General features: G+C 69.7%; 10 protein-coding genes. 2 read left to right on the top strand and 8 right to left on the bottom strand.

The features are described 5' to 3' along the window. Nucleotides 1-81 precede the first annotated feature (81 nt). From SLW56_RS06960 to SLW56_RS06945, 4 genes are read right to left on the bottom strand one after another with little or no spacing between them, the layout of a single operon-like run. Nucleotides 82-1,524 carry a 6-phospho-beta-glucosidase gene (locus tag SLW56_RS06960; RefSeq protein ID WP_152237200.1) on the bottom strand — a complete coding sequence of 481 codons (1,443 nt, stop codon included), beginning with the start codon at nt 1,522-1,524 and terminating at the stop codon, nt 82-84. Further along, a complete protein-coding gene (locus SLW56_RS06955) occupies nt 1,499-2,434 on the bottom strand; it encodes a carbohydrate kinase family protein (RefSeq protein ID WP_152237201.1) in 936 nt (311 codons plus the stop codon). The genes SLW56_RS06960 and SLW56_RS06955 overlap by 26 nt, the downstream gene beginning before the upstream one ends. Beyond that, entirely contained in the window at nt 2,431-3,807 is a 1,377-nt protein-coding gene (locus SLW56_RS06950; protein WP_152237218.1) for an APC family permease, read from the bottom strand. The genes SLW56_RS06955 and SLW56_RS06950 overlap by 4 nt, the downstream gene beginning before the upstream one ends. Further along, the gene (locus tag SLW56_RS06945; protein WP_320694591.1) at nt 3,804-5,576 is read right to left on the bottom strand and encodes a beta-galactosidase; all 1,773 of its coding nucleotides are present in this window, start codon (nt 5,574-5,576) and stop codon (nt 3,804-3,806) included. Before SLW56_RS06945 ends, SLW56_RS06950 begins: the two co-directional genes overlap by 4 nt. Between SLW56_RS06945 and SLW56_RS06940 the strand changes: the two genes are divergently transcribed. Both SLW56_RS06940 and SLW56_RS06935 read left to right on the top strand, forming a co-directional pair. Next, entirely contained in the window at nt 5,464-5,754 is a 291-nt protein-coding gene (locus tag SLW56_RS06940; RefSeq protein ID WP_320694593.1) for a hypothetical protein, read from the top strand. The two genes, SLW56_RS06945 and SLW56_RS06940, sit on opposite strands and share 113 nt — an antisense overlap. A 34-nt stretch (nt 5,755-5,788) precedes the next feature. Further along, on the top strand, nt 5,789-6,124 hold the full coding sequence (locus tag SLW56_RS06935; protein WP_320694550.1) for a hypothetical protein: 336 nt from the start codon (nt 5,789-5,791) through the stop codon (nt 6,122-6,124). Nucleotides 6,125-6,618: 494 nt separating this feature from the next. Here the strand turns inward: SLW56_RS06935 and SLW56_RS06930 are convergent, their stop codons facing one another. From SLW56_RS06930 to SLW56_RS06915, 4 genes are all read right to left on the bottom strand, one after another. Beyond that, a complete protein-coding gene (locus SLW56_RS06930; RefSeq protein ID WP_320694549.1) occupies nt 6,619-9,591 on the bottom strand; it encodes a TonB-dependent receptor in 2,973 nt (990 codons plus the stop codon). Nucleotides 9,592-10,223: 632 nt separating this feature from the next. Further along, nucleotides 10,224-12,953 (bottom strand): glycoside hydrolase family 3 C-terminal domain-containing protein, encoded by a 2,730-nt coding sequence (locus SLW56_RS06925; protein WP_320694548.1) that lies wholly within the window; start codon nt 12,951-12,953, stop codon nt 10,224-10,226. Continuing rightward, nucleotides 12,953-15,652 (bottom strand): glycoside hydrolase family 2 protein, encoded by a 2,700-nt coding sequence (locus tag SLW56_RS06920; RefSeq protein ID WP_320694547.1) that lies wholly within the window; start codon nt 15,650-15,652, stop codon nt 12,953-12,955. The genes SLW56_RS06925 and SLW56_RS06920 overlap by 1 nt, the downstream gene beginning before the upstream one ends. 16 nt (nt 15,653-15,668) lie before the next feature. Then, nucleotides 15,669-18,161: a family 20 glycosylhydrolase gene (locus SLW56_RS06915; protein WP_320694546.1), complete on the bottom strand. Its 2,493-nt coding sequence runs from the start codon at nt 18,159-18,161 to the stop codon at nt 15,669-15,671. Nucleotides 18,162-18,208: the final 47 nt, after the last annotated feature.

The following is an 18,208-nucleotide window of genomic DNA, read 5'->3' as shown; positions in this document are numbered from 1 at the left end:
GGTACCTATGACGGACCAATTTGCGACGACCTTACAACGTGTGGCCGTCCGTTGCATCCTGCGACCGCACAACCGGCCGGCTCAGTGGTGGTGATGCGCGCCGTGCCAGTGCATCGGTCCCGAGCACACGCACTCGCCGTCGTCGTCGCCGTTGCCGGCATGGCCGAACAAGGCCTCCAGCAGTCGCCGCGACGGGCTCCACTCGCCAATGGCCGGGTGGATCAGCATCGCCTTGCAGGCGTCCAGGTGGCTGCCGCTGAGCGCGGCGTCGATGGCGGCGTGTTCGTAGGCCTTGACCGTGCGCACCAGGCCCTGGATCGCCTCGGGCATCGGCCGCGCCGGCAGCGGGGTGATGCGGTCGCGCTCGATGGTGGAGGAGATCTCGACGATGTCGTCGTCGGCCAGTTCCGGCATGCAGCCCTGGTTGCGCACGTTGACCACGTGCCGCCCCGGCAGCGCGCCGGTCAGTGAACTCATCACGTCCACGGCGATGCGGTGGTAGCCGGTGCTGGCGCGGAACGGGTCCGGCTGCGGCGCGAGGTCGTCGGCGAACGCCGAGCCGGCCTCGGCCTCCAGCCGCATGTACGAGCCGGAGCGCTGCTGCAGGTAGGCGGCGTAGGTCTGCACCGCGCCGCTGCCGTCGCCGGCGTTGAGGCGGCTGCGCAGGTCGGCGATCAGGGTGTGGTTGAGCCGTTCGATCTCGCTGCCGCGGCTGGCGCCGCTGGCGCGCTGGTTCTCCAGGGCGCGACTACGCTCGTAGTAGAAGTACAGGTACTCGGTGGGGATCAGCCGCAGCGTGCGCAGCATGTCGAAGTCGAACAGCGGCGCCAGGTACAGCTGGCGCAGGATCGCGTCGTCGGCCAGGATGCGGTCGAGCACGTCCTCGCCGCGCACGCGCACCGCGCGGATCCAGCCCAGGTGGTTGAGGCCGACGTATTCGCAGTCCACGTCCGCGGGCGGCTCGCCGAGCGCGCGGGCGATGTTGTGGAACAGCTCCACCGGCGTGTCGCAGATGCCGACCACGCGCGCACGGGTGTGGCGGCTGATGGCCTGGGTGATCAGCCCGGCCGGGTTGGTGAAGCTGACCAGCCAGGCATCGGGGCTGAGCCGCTCCACCATCCGCGCCTGCTCGATCGCCACCGGCACCGTGCGCAGCGCCTTGGCGACGCCGCCGGGGCCGGTGGTCTCCTGCCCGGCGTAGCCGTGGCGGATGATGGTGTGCTCGTCGGTGGCGCGCTGGCGGATGCCGCCGATGCGGATGCTGTTGAGCACGAAGTGCGCGCCGTCGATCGCCGCTTCCGCCGAACTGGCCGCGTTGACCTGCAGATCGCCGCCGAACTCGGCGACCACCGCGCGGCCCAGCGCGACCATCAGCGCCAGCCGCTCCTGGTCGGGATCGTAGAGCACGATCTCGCGCGCACCGAGCGCTTCGGCGGCATCGTTGACGCCGTACACCACCAGCGGCGCACGCACGCCGCCGCCGCCGATCAGGGCGAGTTTACGGTTGGGAAAGGAACTGCTCATGGAGACTCCTGAGACGTGGGGGATCGGGAAGGCCGTCGAGCGCGCCGAGCGCGGTGCAGCAGGCGGCGCCGCACAGGCAGCCGCGCTGCGCGCAGGCGTCGAGGGAAAGGTGGTCCAGCAGCGCATCGATGAAGCCGGCATCGAAGGCATCGCCGGCGCCGGTGGTGTCCTGCACGGCGACGACGGGCGCGGCAACCAATCGCGCGCCGGCCGCATCCACCACGCAGGCGCCGGCGCCGCCGAGTTTGATCGTCACCTGCGCCAGCCCCAGCGCCTGCGCCCAGGCGGCGCAGGACGCGGCGTCGTCGCCCATGCAACCGGCCAGTGCCGCCTCCTTCTGATTGGGCAGGAAGTGATCGACCGCGCGGCAGGTGGCGTGGTTGTCCGGATCGGCCAGCCAGGGCGGGTTGAAGCCCACGTCCAGCGAGGTGCTGCAGCCGGCCGCGCGCAACGCCGGCAGCAGCGTGCGCGCCAGCGTCGCCGGCAGCGGTAGGGCGAAGTGCACATGGCGCGCGGCGCACATCGCCTCCAGCGCAGCCGCGCTGCGCAACAGCGGTTCCAGCTCGGCGTTGGCGCCGTGGTAGGTGAAGAACGAGCGGTCGTCGTGCAGCGACACGCTGGCGGTGACGCCGGTGCCGGCGGGGTGGTCGACCAGGCCTTCGGTGCCGACGCCGAACGCGCCCAGGCGCTGCGCGAACCAGTCGCGGTCGCCGGCGCCGATCGCGCCGATCAGCGTGACCGTGCGTCCGAGCCGCGCCAGCCCGCAGGCGGTATTGACGGTGCCGCCGCCGAGGTCGCGATGGTAGTGCCGCGCCATTGCCTCCTCGCCCGGCCCGGGCCAGCTGGCGAAGCCGCTGAAGATGTGGTCGAGATAGACCTCGCCGACCACCGCGACGTCATGGGTTTTCATTGCTGGAAGGGCCATGCTGCCTCGCGTTTGGCCTGGATGAGATAGAGCGCGGTACCCGCGCACAGCGCCAGCACCGCCGCCAGCAGCCGCGGCAGCGGGCTGGTGGCCAGCAGCGCCAGCCAGCCGCCGACGCTGATCAGCAGCGGCCACGGATACAGCGGCATGGCGAAGCGCGCACGGCGCCGCGGCTGCCGCCGCAGCAGCACCACCGCCAGGCATTGCGCCAGGAACTGGAACAGGATCTGGATGATCATCAGCGTGGCGATCAGATCGTCCAGCGACAGCGGGCAGGCCAGTGCCGAGGTGATGCCGACGAACAGCAGCGACACGGTGGGGAAGCGCCCGCGCGGATGCAGCCGCGCGAACACGCCGAAGAACTGGCCGGACGCGGCCGCGGCATACGGCACCCGCGAGTAGCCCAGCAGCACCACCAGCGCCGAGCCCCAACTGGCGAGCACGATCAGCGCCACCGCCACGGTGCTGCCCACCGGGCCGTAGATGGCCTGCATGAAGTCGGCCACCACCGCCTTGGACTGCGCCGCCTGTTGCCACGGCAGCACGCCGAGCAGGGTCACGTTCAAACCCAGGTACAGCACTGCCACGATCGGGATCGACCACAGCACCGCGCGCGGAATCGTGCGGCGCGGCTTGCGGATCTCGCCGCCGAGCATGCACACGTTGTTGTAGCCGCCGTAGTCGTACACCGCGATCAGTGCCACCGCGCCGAAGCCCAGCCAGAAGCCGTGCGGCGAGGCCGGCCGCGCCTGCAGGAACTCCCGCGCCAGCGCCATGTCGAAATGCAGCGCGCCGCTGAGCACGATCCACACGCAGGCGGCGATCACCATCGCACTGACCAGCAGCGACAGCAACTGCACCGAGCGCACCTGCCGGTACAGCAGCGCGGTGTTGAACAGGCACAGCGCCATGGCGATGCCGGTGAGCGCGGTGTGGCTCAGCCCGGGCATCAGGTAGGCCAGGTACTGCGCGCAGCCGACTGCCGCCGCCGCCACCGACAGCGGCGCGGTCAGCAGCGTCTGCCACAGGTACAGGAAACCGAACAGGCGCCCGGCGCGATCGCGGCCATAGGCCTCGCGCAGGTAGTGGTACGGCCCGCCCGAGCGCGGGATCGCCGAGCCGAGTTCGGCCCACACCAGGCCGTCGCACAGGCACAGCAGCGCGCCCACCACCCAGCCCAGCAGCACCGCCGGCCCGGCCAGCGCCGACAGCGCCAGCGGGATGGTGATGAACGGGCCGATCCCGATCATGTTGAGCAGGTTGGCCGACAGCGCGCTCCAGAACCCCAGCGTGCGCGGCGGCGCGCCCTGGTCCGCGGCGGACGGGGAGGACGCGACGGGTGCGGCGAGCGATGTCATATGCATGCGCGATCCTGCGGGGAGGGAAGGGATGCGACGGGCTGCGTGGCAGGGGTGGGGACGAGACCGTCGGCGCACCGCACCAGGCCCGGTTGCAGGCGATGCAGATCGAGGATCAGCACCTGGTTGGCGCCGGCGCGCAGCCAGGCGCCGGGGCAGTACAGGCATTGCTGCGGGCCGATGTCCCAGTAGCGCCCGAGCAGGCGCCCGTTGACCCACAGATAGCCCTTGCGCCAGTCGCGCATGTCCAGGTGCACGTCGCCGGGCTGGTCGAGGGTGAACTCGGTGGCGAAGAACAGGCCCGGGCGTTGCGGCGGCGCCTGCAGCGGGCGCAGCGACGGCGTCGGGTCTGTGTCCAGCGCCAGCCCGCGCACCTCCCAGCCGTGCAGCTCCTGCCCATCGAGCCGCACCGGACCGAGCAGGCCCTTGCGATCGCCCAGCGCCGGGCCGAAGTTGATATGGCCGAAACTGTCGACCAGCACCTCCAGATCGCGCGTGTCGTGCGCTGCGTCGGGCAGGCGCAACTGCAGCGCGCTGTGCAGACGCGGATGCCGCACTCGCGACACGTGGTCGAGTTCGCGCCCGTCCAGATGCACCACCGCGTAGTCGTGGACCTGCCCCAGGTGCAGCGACTGGCCCGCGCCGATTCGGCGCCGATACAGCACCAGGCCCTGGTCCTGGCCGAGCAGGCGCTGATTGTCGAGGGGGGTGTCGGCCTGCAGCGCGGGGCCGAGGTTGTCCCACAGCGCGGCCACGGGCGTGGCCTGCACCGCGTCGAAGTGCGCGCGCCGCGGTGCGGCCGGTACCGGCGGCGGTGGCATGTCGGCTTGCGCGGCGATGATCCTGCGCAGCGCGAAATAGGCCGGCGTGGCACGGCCGGCCTCGTCGATCGGCGCGCCGTAGTCGTAGCTGGTCAGCGCCGGCTGAAATTGCGAGCCGTCGTCCTCGGCATTGGCGCCGGCGCTGAGGCCGAAGTTGGTGCCGCCGTGCACCACGTACAGATTGAACGAATAGCCTGCGGCTGCGATGCGGCGCAGCAGCGGCGCATAGTCGCGGTGCGCGAACTGCGGCTCGCCCCAGTGGGTAAGCCAGCCGGGATAGCCCTCGGACACCCACACCGGCGCCTGCCCGGCAAAGGCCGTGGCCGCCTGCAGATCGTGCAGATCGGGACCATCGAGTCCCAGCGCGGCGCCTGGCAACATGGCCTGGCGCCGCCGCAGATCCTTGAGCCCTTCGGCCAGCGAGAACGGCCCCTCGACCCCATGCGCCCGCCACAGCGCGGCCAGCGCCTGCAGATAGCCGACGTCGCTGCCGTGCATCGAGTATTCGTTCTCGATCTGCAGCATCAGCACCGGCCCACCGGCACTGGCCATCAACGGCGCGATGCGCGGCGCGATCGCCCCGATGTAGCGCTCCACCGCCGCCATGTACCGCGCATCGTGGCGATCGCGCAGGCGGATGTTCGCCTCGCGCAGCAGATACGGCGGCAACCCGCCCAGCGTCCATTCCGCGCACACATACGGCCCGGGGCGCAGATACACCCACAACCCCTCCTGCTGGCACAACCGGATGAAGCCGACGAAATCGCGCTCGCCGCTGTCCAGATCGAACTGCCCCGGCGTCGTTTCCAGCGCATTCCACATCAGGTACAGCGCGATGGTGTTCAGCCCCATCGCCTTGGCCATGCGAATCCGATGCAACCAATCCGCCTTCGCGATCCGCAGCGGATGCAGTTCCCCGCTGCGGATCTGCCATGGCTGCCCGTCCAGCGTGAAGCGGCCCTGGGCGAAACCGAATGTGTGCGGCCGCCCGTCCGGCACCGGCGCTGATGCCGGCGCCGCCGCGCGCAGCATCGGCATCGCCGCCAAGCCCAACGGCGCCAGCAAACCGAACCGACAGAATGCGCGGCGTTTCAATGCGCGCTCCAGGATGTTTGGCGGCGCTTAGCGGCGACCGAAGTCCCGAAGGAAGGAGAGGAGTGTTGGATGCAGGAAACAAAGTCGGGCGTCGTGACACCAACTGCATCGACGGTGTCGATCCACGAATTAACTTGGTATTGCTGATGCTGATCTTGCTGTTGCTGTTGCTGTTGCTGTTGCTCTTCAGCTTTTGCTCTTCCCGGGTCCCCTCCGCAGCGGCGGAGCTGGCGGGTCAAACCCCCCGCAGGGGGGCGGCGCACAAGGATGTGCGCCGTTTTCGGCCGGGGCAGGATGCCCCGTCCGAAAATCCCGCTAGCGGAGCGGACCCGCGCAGCGGGCGCGAAGGCGGGGTGTGCTTTCTTTTGGTTACTTTTCTTTGCACAAGCAAAGAAAAGTGACTCGCCGCCAGGCGAAAGCTTTTGCTTTTGCTTGTCTGCCCAAGCAGTACCGGTAAAGCCCATCGGGACTGAAGTCCCTCCCACAAGAGCCATAGTCCAGGCTGTTTCGGTAGGGCCTGTCGCGGCTGAAGCCGCTCCTACAAGAGCGGCGGTGTGTGCCGCTAGTATGAGCTGCTGAGATCGCATGATCCAAGCAGCGTCGGTAAAGCCCGTCGGGACTGAAGTCCCTCCCACAAGAGCCATGGTCCAGGCTGTTTCGGTAGAGCCTGTCGCGGCTGAAGCCGCTCCTACGACAAGCGGTGTGCGCGCTGCTCGAACGGGCTGCCGATGCAGCCTGGTCCAGGCCGCACCGGTAAAGCCCGTCGGGACTGAAGTCCCTCCCACAAAAAGCGTGGCCGAGGCGAAGTCGATAAGTCCCGTCGGGACTGAAGAAGCTCCCGCAAAGACCCTGGCAACGCTCCGCGATGGTATCCCAGTGCGCACGCCGCCGCGGCCTAGAACGCGTACTTGACGGTCAACAACGTCATCATGCCGGCATCCACGATGTCCGACACTGCCAGATTGTGCCGGCTCACATGGCCCCAGTAACTGTATTCCTTGGTGAGATTGGAGATCGACAGATCCACATTCACCCCGTTGTCGAACCGATAGCCCGCATGCAGATCCACCCGCCGCGTCGGCCGCGCCCACAGATCGTCCCACGGCGCGTTCTGGTGCAGGAAATCGTAGTTCAGCAGATACGAACTGCTGAAGTGATAGCTCAGGTTCACCGAGAACTTCGAGCGCTCGTAGAACAGCTCCAGATTGGCCATCGCATTCGGTGCCGACTGCATCTGCTCGTCTTCGAAACCGACCATGCCCAGATCGGCGTGCGCATGCTGGCGCGTGGCGTTGGCGCTGACGCCCAGCCCGTCGAACGGCGCCGGCAGATCCTGGAAGCGCTGCCGTGCGCTGACCTCCACGCCGTAGACGCGACCGTCGCCGCCATTGGTCGGCATCTGGTAGAACACCGTGCCGCTGCCGCTGGTGCCCGAATTGGCCTGGCCGGAACCGGCGTCGTAGATGTAGTGGTGCAGCCGCTTGTAGAAACCGGCCACCGAGAAGAACCCGCCATGATCGGTTGCCCATTCGCCGGACAGATCCAGGTTGGTCGAGGTGATCGCCTTCAGGTCCGGGTTGCCCTGGCTGATGGTGGTGATGCCGTTGGAGATGTTGATCTGGCTGCCGCCGCCCAACTGCACGAACGCCGGCCGCGTATAGCTGGTCCACAGCGCGGCGCGGTATGTGGTGGCGCTGTCCGGGCGCCAGGTCAGGAACACGCTCGGCAGCGGCTGGTCGTACTGGGTGCTGTTGGCGGCGAAGTAGCCGACCTGCTGGTTGCCGTCGCTGTCGGTGGGCGTGGTCCAGAAGGTGTTGTGGATGCTGGTGTGCTCGAAGCGCACGCCGGGCACCACTTCCAGGCTGCCGAAGGAGAAGGTCGCCATCGCGTAGGCGGCGCTGACCGCCTCGGTGCCGCGCATGGTGTTGCAGTTGTAGTTGTTGACGTAGAACGCGCTGCCGCAGGTATCCAGGTCGTCGTCGGTGAGGTGGTTGGCGATGACCTGCGCCACCGCGCCCTCGCTGACCCGCGGCGTGGCCCAGTGGTACTTGCCGGGGAAGATCGCCGCGTAGCCGCCGTTGAAGATGCCCAGGTCGCCGAGCGTGCTGGTGTCGGGCACCGGGCCGGTCCACCAGTCGCGGTTGCTGTAGTGGCGGCTGCTCTTGCTGTACTTCACGCCGAACTGCAGCGCGGTCAGCGCACCGTCGGCGAAGTCGTAGCGCGCGTCGAACTTGGCGCCGCCCTTCTTCTGCCCGGAGTAGATCTTGGTCGATTCGCCGTAACTGCTGGCATACAGCGACGGAATGTTGTTGACCTGCGCCAGCAGCGCCGGGGTCAGCTGCGGGTAGGGGAAGGCGCCGCTGCCGTAGCGCATCAGGCTGCTGCCGGAGTAGGCGAAATTGGCCTGGCTGAACTTGTCCTCGCGCCCGTCGATCTCGATGTGGTCGGGGCGGTCGTTGTCGCCGAAGCTGTAGAACAGGTTCGGCGACAGCGTCCAGTTGCCGGCGGTCTTGCGCGCGCCCACCTGGAAGGTGGCCAGGTCGGCGATTTCCGGGTTGGTCTCGTACCAGAAGCGCGCGGCGATGCGGTTGATGTTGGGCGAATACACGCCGGGCGTGGCGGTCGGCACGAAGCTGACGTCCTGCGGCAGCAACTGCACGAAGGTGGTGCCCTGGTCGGTCTTGGCGTAGGCGTAGGTGGCGCGTGCGTACACCGACAGGGTGTCGTCCACGTTCCAGTCGAAGGCGGCGTTGCCGCCGTAGCGGCGCTCCCAGCCGGCGACCACGCCGACGTTCATGCCGGTGCTGGTCAGGTTGTCCTGCGGCGCGTAGCCGGCGGCGTTGCTGCCGTCGGCATTGGCATGCAGGAACTTCCAGGAGCCGTCGTTGAGCGCGCTGGTGGCCGCGGCCACCTCGCTGTTGGTCGAGGTGCGGTAGTCGTAATAGGCGCTGGCGTAGACGCCGAACTGCTGCTCGTCGCCGAACTTGTGCTGGAACTCGCCGGCCAGGCCGCCGCCGAGGCCGTCGCCGCCGTAGTCGCGGGCGCGGCTCTCGACGCGGCCGCTGACGGTGACGCTGCCGCTGGTGGCGTCCTTGTAGTCGTAGGCGGTGGGCGTGCGGAAATCCAGGGTGCCGCCGATCGCGTCGCCGTCCATGTCGGCGGTGGAGGTCTTGTTGGCGACGATGGTCTGCAGGCCGGAAGGCGGCAGCAGGCTCAACTGCACGCTGCGGCTGTACGGCATGCCCTGGGCGACGGTGACGCCGTCGATCAGGTTGACGTTGTACTCGGAGGGCAGGCCGCGCACCGAGGCGAACATGCCTTCGCCGCGCGCGGCGCCGTCGACGCCGCCGAAGTAGCCCGAGCCGCTGTAGGTGATGTTGATGCCGGCGATCAGGCCCAGCGCCTCGGCGACGTTGTGCACGGCGGTGTGCTCGAGATCGTTGGCCGAGAGCACGTCCACCGTGTTCGAGGAATTCATCTTCAGCGTGCTGGCGTCGTAGCGGTTGGCCGCCACGCTGATGGTCTGCAACTGCTTGGCCTCGTCCAGCGCGATCGACACCGTGGCGGCGCCGCTGTCGGCGACCTGCACGGTGGTTTCCGGCGCGCTGAAACCGGGATAGTCCAGTTGCAGTGCGTACTGCCCGGCCGGCACGTCGGCGATGACGAAGCGGCCCTGGGCGTCGGTGACGGCGCTGAGCGCGGTGCCGACGATGGCCACTTTCGCATGGGCGGCGGGCTTGCCGCTGCTGCGCTCCTTGAGTTCGCCCTGCACGGTGCCGGCCAGCGCCGGTGCGGTGGCGACAAGGCCGGTGATGGCCAGGATGGCGGCGCACAGCGCCTTGCGCTTGCAATAGGGATGGGTTGCCACGTGACACCTCGCTGATCGTGATCGGTGCGGGCACGCGCCGAAGGCGACGCGCCGCTGCGTTCTTGGATGGCAGACACGGTGGACGGAAGGCGCGCGCGCTCGAACCGCACGCCGGATGGCGTGCGAACAGGACAGAGCGAACGGCGACCGACGCGAGGCGTCTGCCGGCTGGGCGGACCGTTAAACGGCGATCAGTGGCGTGGCGGCGAGTAGCCGGCGATGCACTTGGAGCGCGAACGCAGCGCGCTCAGCTTGTAGCGACGGGTCATGCGCAGCGGCCCCCATGCGTGCCCGCGCGGAACGCGGACGACAGGCAGGGCGCCGGAACTCCGGCGAGGCATCGATCCTGGCTGCGACGACTGCATGACATGGCACATCACCCCTGGAACTGCCCTGGAAAACGCCGCAAGTGCTGCGGCGTTCGGCGCATCTGGCATCGTCGATGCACGGCACCGACGTGTTATCGATACCTCTGTCCCGGAAGACTGTCAATAGGTCGTGAAAAATAAATTAGCAGGACGCTGGAACGTGCGGGGATGGCGCCCGGCGGCGGCAGCGCGTCGGGCCGTTACGCTGCACCGCCGCATGCGCTGGCGCATTTCGTAGACAGGGGCCGTGGGCGGCCCCGTCGCTCACTTCGGCAGGGCCATGCGCCCGCTGATCGAGAACGCCGCGTCCTCGCCGGGTGCGCCGGTGCCCGGCTGACCACCCCCGACGAACAGCCGGTAGTCGCCGGCCTCGACCGCGCGCTGGCCGCTGCGGTCGACATCGCTGAGTTGGCGCGCATCCAATGCGAAGCTCAGCGTGCGCGCCTCGCCCGGCTGCAGGTGCACGCGCTGGAAGCCGACCAGGCTGCGCAGCGGCGACTGCGCGCGCTGCGGGTACTGCAGGTAGACCTGCACCACCTCGTCGCCGGCGCGCGCGCCGGTGTTGCGCACGGTGGTGCTCACCTGCAGCGGCTGGCCGGCCTGCAGCGTCGCGGTCGACAGCTGCGGCGCGTCGTAGGCGAACTGGGTGTAGCTCAGCCCGTAGCCGAACGGGAACAGCGGCTCGCCCTTGAAGTAGCGATACGTGCGGCCCTTCATGTCGTAGCTGACGTAGGGCGGCAGATCCTTGGTCGAGCGGTAGAAGGTCACCGGCAGGCGCCCGCCGGGGTTGATGTCGCCGGCCAGCGCCTGGGCGATGGCGGTGCCGCCGGACTGGCCCGGATACCAGGCGGCGATGATCGCGTCGGCATGCTGCTTGGCCCAGTTCAACGCCACCGCGCTGCCGCTCATCAGCACCACGACCAGCGGCTTGCCGCTGGCCTTGGCCCGTTCCAGCAACGCCTGCTGCGCGGCGGGCAGGGCCAGGTCGTTGCGGTCGCCGCCGTCGAAGCCGGGCACGTCGATGCGCAATTCCTCGCCTTCCACGTCCGGCGACAGACCGACGAAGGCCACCACCGCGTCGGCCTGCGCCACCGCGCGCTCGGCTTCGGCCAGTTGCAGCGCCGGCGGCGCCAGCCACTCCAGGCGCAGGCCCTGGTCCTGGCCGCGGTGTTCCAGTTCCAGGCGGATGCGCCGCGGCGTCGCGTCGTCGAAATGCAGCACGGTCTCGACGTTGCGGCCGTCGGCGTTGTGCATGCCGGCCGGCACGTGCTTGTCCTCGGCGTTGCCGGCCACCACCAGCTGGTCGTCGATGTACAGGCGCACCGGGTCGTGGCCGGCGCAATCGAAGCAGCGCGCCACGCGTACCGCCAGGGTGTAGTCGCCCGGGCCGGGCGGCAGCAGTTCGCCGCTCCAGCGCACCGAGTAGCGATCCTTGTCCACGCCCTTGGCCGGGGCCACGTGGTCCCAGTTGAAGCCGACCACGCGGTCCTGGCGCTGCACGCGCGGCGTGCCGGCCAGGTCCAGGTTGTCGAAGTACTCGCCGCGCAGCCCGGGCTTGCCGTCGCTGCGCAGGGCGGTCTCGGGGATCATGCCGGGCACGCCGGCGGCCAGCGGCGCACCCTGCGCATAGGCGACCTGGGCGGCGCCGAAGCGCGTACGCAGCCCTTGCAGCGGCGTCACCGGCTGCACCGAGGTGCCCTGGTAATTGGCTTCTAGCGCGGCCAGCGCGTCGGCGTTGGGGCCGAGCACGGCCAGGCGCAGGCCCGGGCGCAGCGGCAGGGTGGCGTTGGCGTTCTTCAGCAGCACCAGCGATTGCTGTGCGGCCTGCAGCGCCAGCGCGCGGTGCGCGGCGCTGTCGATGTCCCTGGCGCCCAGCCGCGCATACGGATCGTTGCGGCGCGGCTGAAGTTCGCCGAGCCGGTAGCGCGCGGCGAACAGGCGCACCAGCGAGCGGTCGAGCAGGGCTTCGTCGGCTTCGCCGCGGTCGAAGGCGATGCCGAGCTCGCGGTAGGCGTAGCCGCAGTTCAGATCGTGCCCGGCCTTGAGCGCGGCCGCGGACGAGCCGGCATTGTCGGCGCGGTAGTAGTGGAACTGGGTCATGTCGTCGATCGCATCGCAATCGGACACCACGAAGCCCTTGAAGCCCCAGTCGCCGCGCACGCGGCCGTCGAGCAGCCAGTCGGCGGCGCAGGCGGGCGTGCCGTGCAGCGAGTTGTACGCGCACATCACCGAGCCGGCCTGGCCGTCGACGATGGCGGCGCGGAACGCCGGCGAATAGGTCGCCTCGAAATCGTGCGGCGACACGTCCACGTCGAAACCGTGGCGGCCCGGTTCCGGCCCGCTGTGCACGGCCAGGTGCTTGGGCGTGGCGATGGTGCGCGGATGCGCCGGATCGTCGCCCTGCAGGCCGTGGATGAAACCGACCGCCAGCCGTCCGGTGAGGTAGGGATCCTCGCCGTAGGTCTCCATGCCGCGGCCCCAGCGCGGGTCGCGGAAGATGTTGATGTTGGGCGACCAGATGGTCAGCCCGGCGTAGCGCGGATGGTCCTTGCCGGGGCCGCCGGCGAGGTTGAACTTGGCCCGCGCCTCGGTGGAGGTGACGGTGCCGACGTCGTGCAGCAGCTCGGCGTTCCAGGTCGCGGCCAGGCCGATCGCCTGCGGGAACACCGTGGCCTCGCCGTTGCGGGCGATGCCGTGCAGGCCCTCGCTCCACCACTCGTAGGCCGGCACGCCCAGGCGCGGGATCGCCGGTGCAGCGTTCATCGCCTGCGCGATCTTCTCGGCGCGGGTCATCTTCGCCACCAGCGCGGCGGCGCGGTCCTCGGCCTCGTCGGCATGGGCGAGCGGGGCGGCGAACAGGCCGATCGCACACAGCACCAGGTAGAGGCGCTTTTGTGGGAGGGACTTCCGTCCAGACGCTTTACCGGTAACGCCCCCTCGGGACTGAAGTCCCTCCCACAAGGTGACGCCCGCCCGCGACATCGGCTTGCCCATCACTTCGCCTCCGCCGGCTCGGCCGGCGCGCCAGCCATGGTCCCGCCCAGGTCGCGCACCTGCAGCGCCGCGCGCACCTGCTCCAGGGTGGCGCTGCTGTGCACGCGCACGGTCAGCGGTTCGCCCGGCAGCAGGTCGAAGGCGTTGTCGGACAGGGTCACGTCGAGGTCGCCGAAGCTCAGCCATACCTGCGCGGCGAGGGTGGCGCTGCTCAGGGTCAGCGCGTAGCCGTCGCCATCGGCGCGCAGCTCGCTGCGGATGTCGGCCTGCGGCCACTGCAGGCGCTTGGCCGCGTCGAAGTACACCAGGGTGCGCGACAGCACGCGCTCGCCGTCGAGCAGCTCGAACACCGCCACGCTGCGGCGCGGATCGGCGCGGCGCAGCAACTGCGCATCGCTGAAACTGCCCACGCGCACGCTGGACAGCGGCGCCAGGGTCACCGGCTTCTCGGTCTTGCTCAGCACCTTGCCGGACAGATCCATCACCCGCATGCGCCAGCGCGCGGCCAGCGGCGTGGTGCGGTCGGAGACCAGCGACACGGTGGTCTGGCCCTTGTCGTCGCGCAGTGCGGCGATCAGTTCCGGCGCATAGAAGCGGCGTGCGTGGTACTGCAGCGCCTTCCAGCGGCCGAAGTAGTCCACGCTCGACCACGAAGCACCGGGCCACACGTCGTTGAGCTGCCAGTACAGCGAGCCCATCGATTGCGGCCGCGAGGCGCGCAGGTGTTCGGCGGCCAGGGTGATGCCCTCGGCCTGCATGATCTGGCTCAGGTAGACGAAGCTGGCGAAGTCCTTGGGCTCGCCGAAGGCGCGGCGGATGTACAGCAGCAGGCGCTGGTTGCCGTTGCCCTTGTCGAACTTCTGGTGCGCGCGCATCACCGGCGATTCCGGCTGCAGGTCGCCGGGTTCGGCGAAGGCGCGGATGGTGCGCATCTCGGGGAACGACTGCAGGCCGTATTCGGACATGAAGCGCGGTGTCACGTTGAGGTACTCGGTGACCGGCAGCGCCGGGCCGCCCCAGACCTTCCAGTAATGCATGTCGCCGTCGTCGGGCTGGTCGGCAGCGCCGTCGAAATCGGTACCCGGCGAGGTCGCCCAGTACGGGGTGTCGCTGTCGTACTTCTGCACCGCCTCGCGCAGCACCGTGCCGAACAGCGTGGTCATGCCGCGGACGATGCGTTCGCGCTCTTCCGGGTCGATCGACTGCTTGAACTTGATGCGGTCGCCCCAGTTCTCCCAGCCAGTTTGCACTTCGTTGTTGCCGCACCAGATGACGATGCTGGGGTGATCGCCCAGGCGCCGCACCTGCTCCTCGGCCTCGGCGCGGGTGTTCTCGCGGAACGCGACGTCGTAGGGCGGGATCGCGCCGCCGAACATGAAGTCCTGCCAGATCATGATGCCCAGGCGGTCGGCATCCTCGTAGAAGCTGTCAGGCTGGTAATGGCCGCCGCCCCACATGCGCAGCATGTTCATGTTGGCGTCGCGCGCGGACTGCAGGAAGCCGCGCATGCGCGCGGCGTCGACGCGGGTGGGGAAGCTGTCGAACGGAATCAGGTTGGCGCCCTTGGCGAACACCGGGATGCCGTTGACCACCAGGGCGAAGCTCTTGCCCCACTGGTCCTTCTCGCGGCGCAACTCGACGCTGCGCAGGCCGGTGACGCGCTGCGCCTCGAAGCGCTCGCCCGCGGCATCGCGCAGCTGCGCCTTGAACGTGTACAGGTCCTGGCGGCCGTAGCCGGCCGGGAACCAGCGCCGCGGCTTGGCGATGCGTACCGGCACGGTCAGCGTATTGGCACCCGGATCGACGACCGCGCGCTGGCTGAACTGGCCGACGCGCTGGCCGTCGGGGCCGAGCACGTCCAGGTCCAGTTGCACCTCGCCGCTGCGGCCGGCCTGCACCTGCAACTGCGCCAGCAACTGCGCCGCGTCGGCGTCGACGCGCTGCTGAGCGATGCGCAGGCCGTCCACGCGCAGCGCGTCCCAGGCCTCCAGGCGCACGCCCTGCCAGATGCCGGCGGTGACGATGCGCGGGCCCCAATCCCAGCCGAAGTTGTAAGGTGCCTTGCGCACGTAGGTGGAGCTGTGCCGCGCCACCGGCTCGTCGCCGAACGCCGAATCGTAGGCGCCGGGCAGCGCATAGGGCTGCTTGGACAGCCACGGCTGGATCTTCTTGATCGGCGAGGCGATGCGCACTTCCAGCACGTTGTCGCCGCGCTTGAGCAGCGGTTTGGCGTCGACCCGCCACTGCCGGAACATGTTGTCGGCGGCGAGCAGTTTCTTGCCGTTGAGGTAGACCTCGGCGAAGGTGTCCAGCCCGTCGAACACCAGCTCCAGGTGCGGGCGCGCCAGCAGGGCCGCATCGACCTGGAAATGGGTCTGGTACTGCCAGTCGCTGAGCCCGGCCCACTGGATCTGCGCTTCGTTGTCGCGATAGAACGGATCCGGCACCACCCCGGCGGCGATCAGGTCGGTCTGCACCGTGCCCGGCACCTGCGCCGGCAGCCACTGCGCCGCCTTCGGATGCGCCTTGGCGTTGGCATCGCCCGGCGCCAGCCGCACCTGCCAGCCCTGTTGCAGCGACAGCGTCGTCGGCGCCGCCGCCTGGCCCAGCGCCGGCAAGGCCAACGCCAGCAGCAACCCGAGGCGGGCAGGAAGGCGCGTGCGCGACGCGGAACGGGGGCGGCGGGGCGGCTGGGTCATGCGAGGGTCTCCGTGGTCAGTGCGCGGCGGCGGGGGGCGCCTGCGCCGCGGTGTCGATCAGATGAACGGCGCCGATGGCGTAGTACGGGCCGGCGATGGGCGCGGTGGAGCGCAGGCACAGGTCGTGCACGCCGCTCTGCTTGGGCAGCCGCGCTTCCAGCGCGAACTGGTCGCCCAGGGTCTTGCCGGCCGGCAGCGGCAGCCGCGCCAGCAGCTTGCCCTTGCAGTCGCCCAGCCGCACTTCGAACTCGCCGCGCGGGCTGTGCGCCGGGTAGCGCTTGACCTTGGCCTGGTCGTGCGCCAGCCCGTAGTTGCGCGCCAGGCGGGCGGCGTCGATGCGGATGCGGTCGATGCCGTCCAGCCGCGCGTCGGCGTAGCGCCAGCAACTGGTGAACAGGTCGATGTTGAACACCGGCGTGTCCTGGTCGGCCAGGTCCGGCAGCAGCGGCACGCGCAGGCCCAACTCGCTGCCTTCGCACGAGGCCAGGCCCTGGGTGTCGCGGCTGAGCAGGTTGGCGCGGTCGAGGATGCGGCTGCGCGGCGCGGCCAGCAGGCGGCCGTCGTCGGCGTAGGTGGCCGCGCGCACGGTGACCGGCAGAGTCACCGCGAACGGCGCGGTGTAGCGCGGCGAGTCGGCCTTGGGCTCGCTGCCGTCGGTGGTGTAGCGGAAGTTGCCGAACTTGGCCTGGTTGCCCAGCACCACGGTGGCCTTCCCGCTGTCCAGCGCGGCGTTGTCGCCGCCCTGCACGGCGATGTCCGCGGCGAAGGCGCCGTCGCCGTAGGCGATGCCCTGCAGGCGGTAGCGGTCCAGCTGCGCCGGCATGCGCTGCAGGAAGCCGTTCCAGTCGCGTGCGGCCATCGGCGACCAACCCGCCTCGGCCACCGCGCTCAGTCGCGGGAACATCGCATGGTCGATATGCCAGGTGGAGGGGATGTACTCGCTCCACAGCGCCGCCTGCACGCCGAGCACGTGCTTGCTCTCCTCGGCGCTGAGCGCCGCCGGCACCGGGTCGAAGCCATAGACCTTCTGCAGCGGCAGCGTGGCCAGGCGGCCGTTGGGCTCGTCGTTGCGTGCGCTCTGCAGATTGTCCAGGTACATCCAGCCGGCCGGTGCCAGCACCACGTCGTGGCCTTGCTTGGCGGCGGCGACCGCGCCGTCCACGCCGCGCCAGGACATCACCGACGCACTGGCCGGCAGCCCGCCTTCCAGGATCTCGTCCCAGCCGATCAGGCGCCGCTGGTGCTGGGTCAGGTAGTCGGCCAGCTGCTGGTTGAACCAGCCCTGCAGCGCATGCGCGTCCTTGATGCCGAGCTTGCGCATCTGCGCGCGCACCGCCGGCGAGCGTTCCCACTGGTCCTTGACCGCTTCGTCGCCGCCGATGTGGATGTACGGCGAGGGGAACAGCTGCAGCACTTCATCCAGCACGCCGCGGATGAAGGTCATGCTCTTGTCGTTGGTGTTGAACAGGTACGGATTGACGCCCCAGTCCACCGACACCTTGGGCCGCTGCCGGGTCACCCCGACCAGTTCCGGATAGGCCGCCACCGCCGCCTGCGCGTGCCCGGGCATGTCCAGTTCCGGCACGATGGTGATGTGGCGTTCGGCGGCGTAGGCCACCAGGTCGCGGATCTGGTCCTGGGTGTAGAAGCCGCCGTAGCGATCGGGCAGGCCGTGGGTGCCCGCGCCGGGCGGGGTGCGCCAGGCGCCGATCTCGGTGAGCTTGGGGTAGCGCTTGATCTCGATGCGCCAGCCCTGGTCGTCGGTCAGGTGCAGGTGCAGCACGTTGAGCTTGTGCTGGGCCATCGCGTCGAGCAGGCGCTTGACCGTGTCGGGGCTGTGGAAGTGCCGCGCCACGTCGAGCAGCACGCCGCGCCAGCCGAAGCGCGGCCAGTCGCGGATATGCACCTGCGGCACGTCCACCTCGCCCTTGCCGGCGTCCGGGGTCATCAACTGCCAGGCGCTGATCGCGCCGTAGAACAGGCCGCGCTCTTCGCGCGCCTGGATCAGCATGGTCCGCGGGTCCACGTCCAGCGTGTAGCCCTCGGCCTGCGTGACCTCGGTATTGGGGTTGAGCTGCAGGCGGATGCTGCCGTCGGCGGGGATGGTCTCCGCACGCACCTCCAGCGACAGGCCGCGGGTCTTGCTCAGCAATTGCGACAGTTGTTGCGCCACGCGCTGCGCGCCAGCGTCGTCGAGAGGCACCGACAGCACGGCGCCGGTGCCGATGGTCAGGGTGCCGCCGTCGCGCTCGGCCTTGGCCGGCGCCGGGATCAACGGCAGCGGCGTCTTGTCGTCGTCGTCATCGTGTTTCGGGGCCGGCGGCGGCGCTGCGGCAGGCTTGGCCGCGGGCGCCGGCGCTGGCGGCGGGGTGCGGTCGCAGCCGCCGAGCAGGCTGCCACAGGCGAGCAGGGACAACCCCAGCCAGGCGTTGCGGGAGGCCGCCGCGATGCGCGCGGCGGCGGGCATCGGGCGGTGCGGCAATCGGGGGTGTGCACCCACTGCAGTCATCGGTCTACCTCAAGCGATCGAGATGCGTATCGTAGAGGCTGTGAGGT

This window comes from Xanthomonas sp. LF07-6, assembly GCF_034105445.1.
GTDB lineage: Bacteria > Pseudomonadota > Gammaproteobacteria > Xanthomonadales > Xanthomonadaceae > Xanthomonas_A > Xanthomonas_A sontii.
This window is presented reverse-complemented; position numbering and strand designations above follow the sequence as displayed.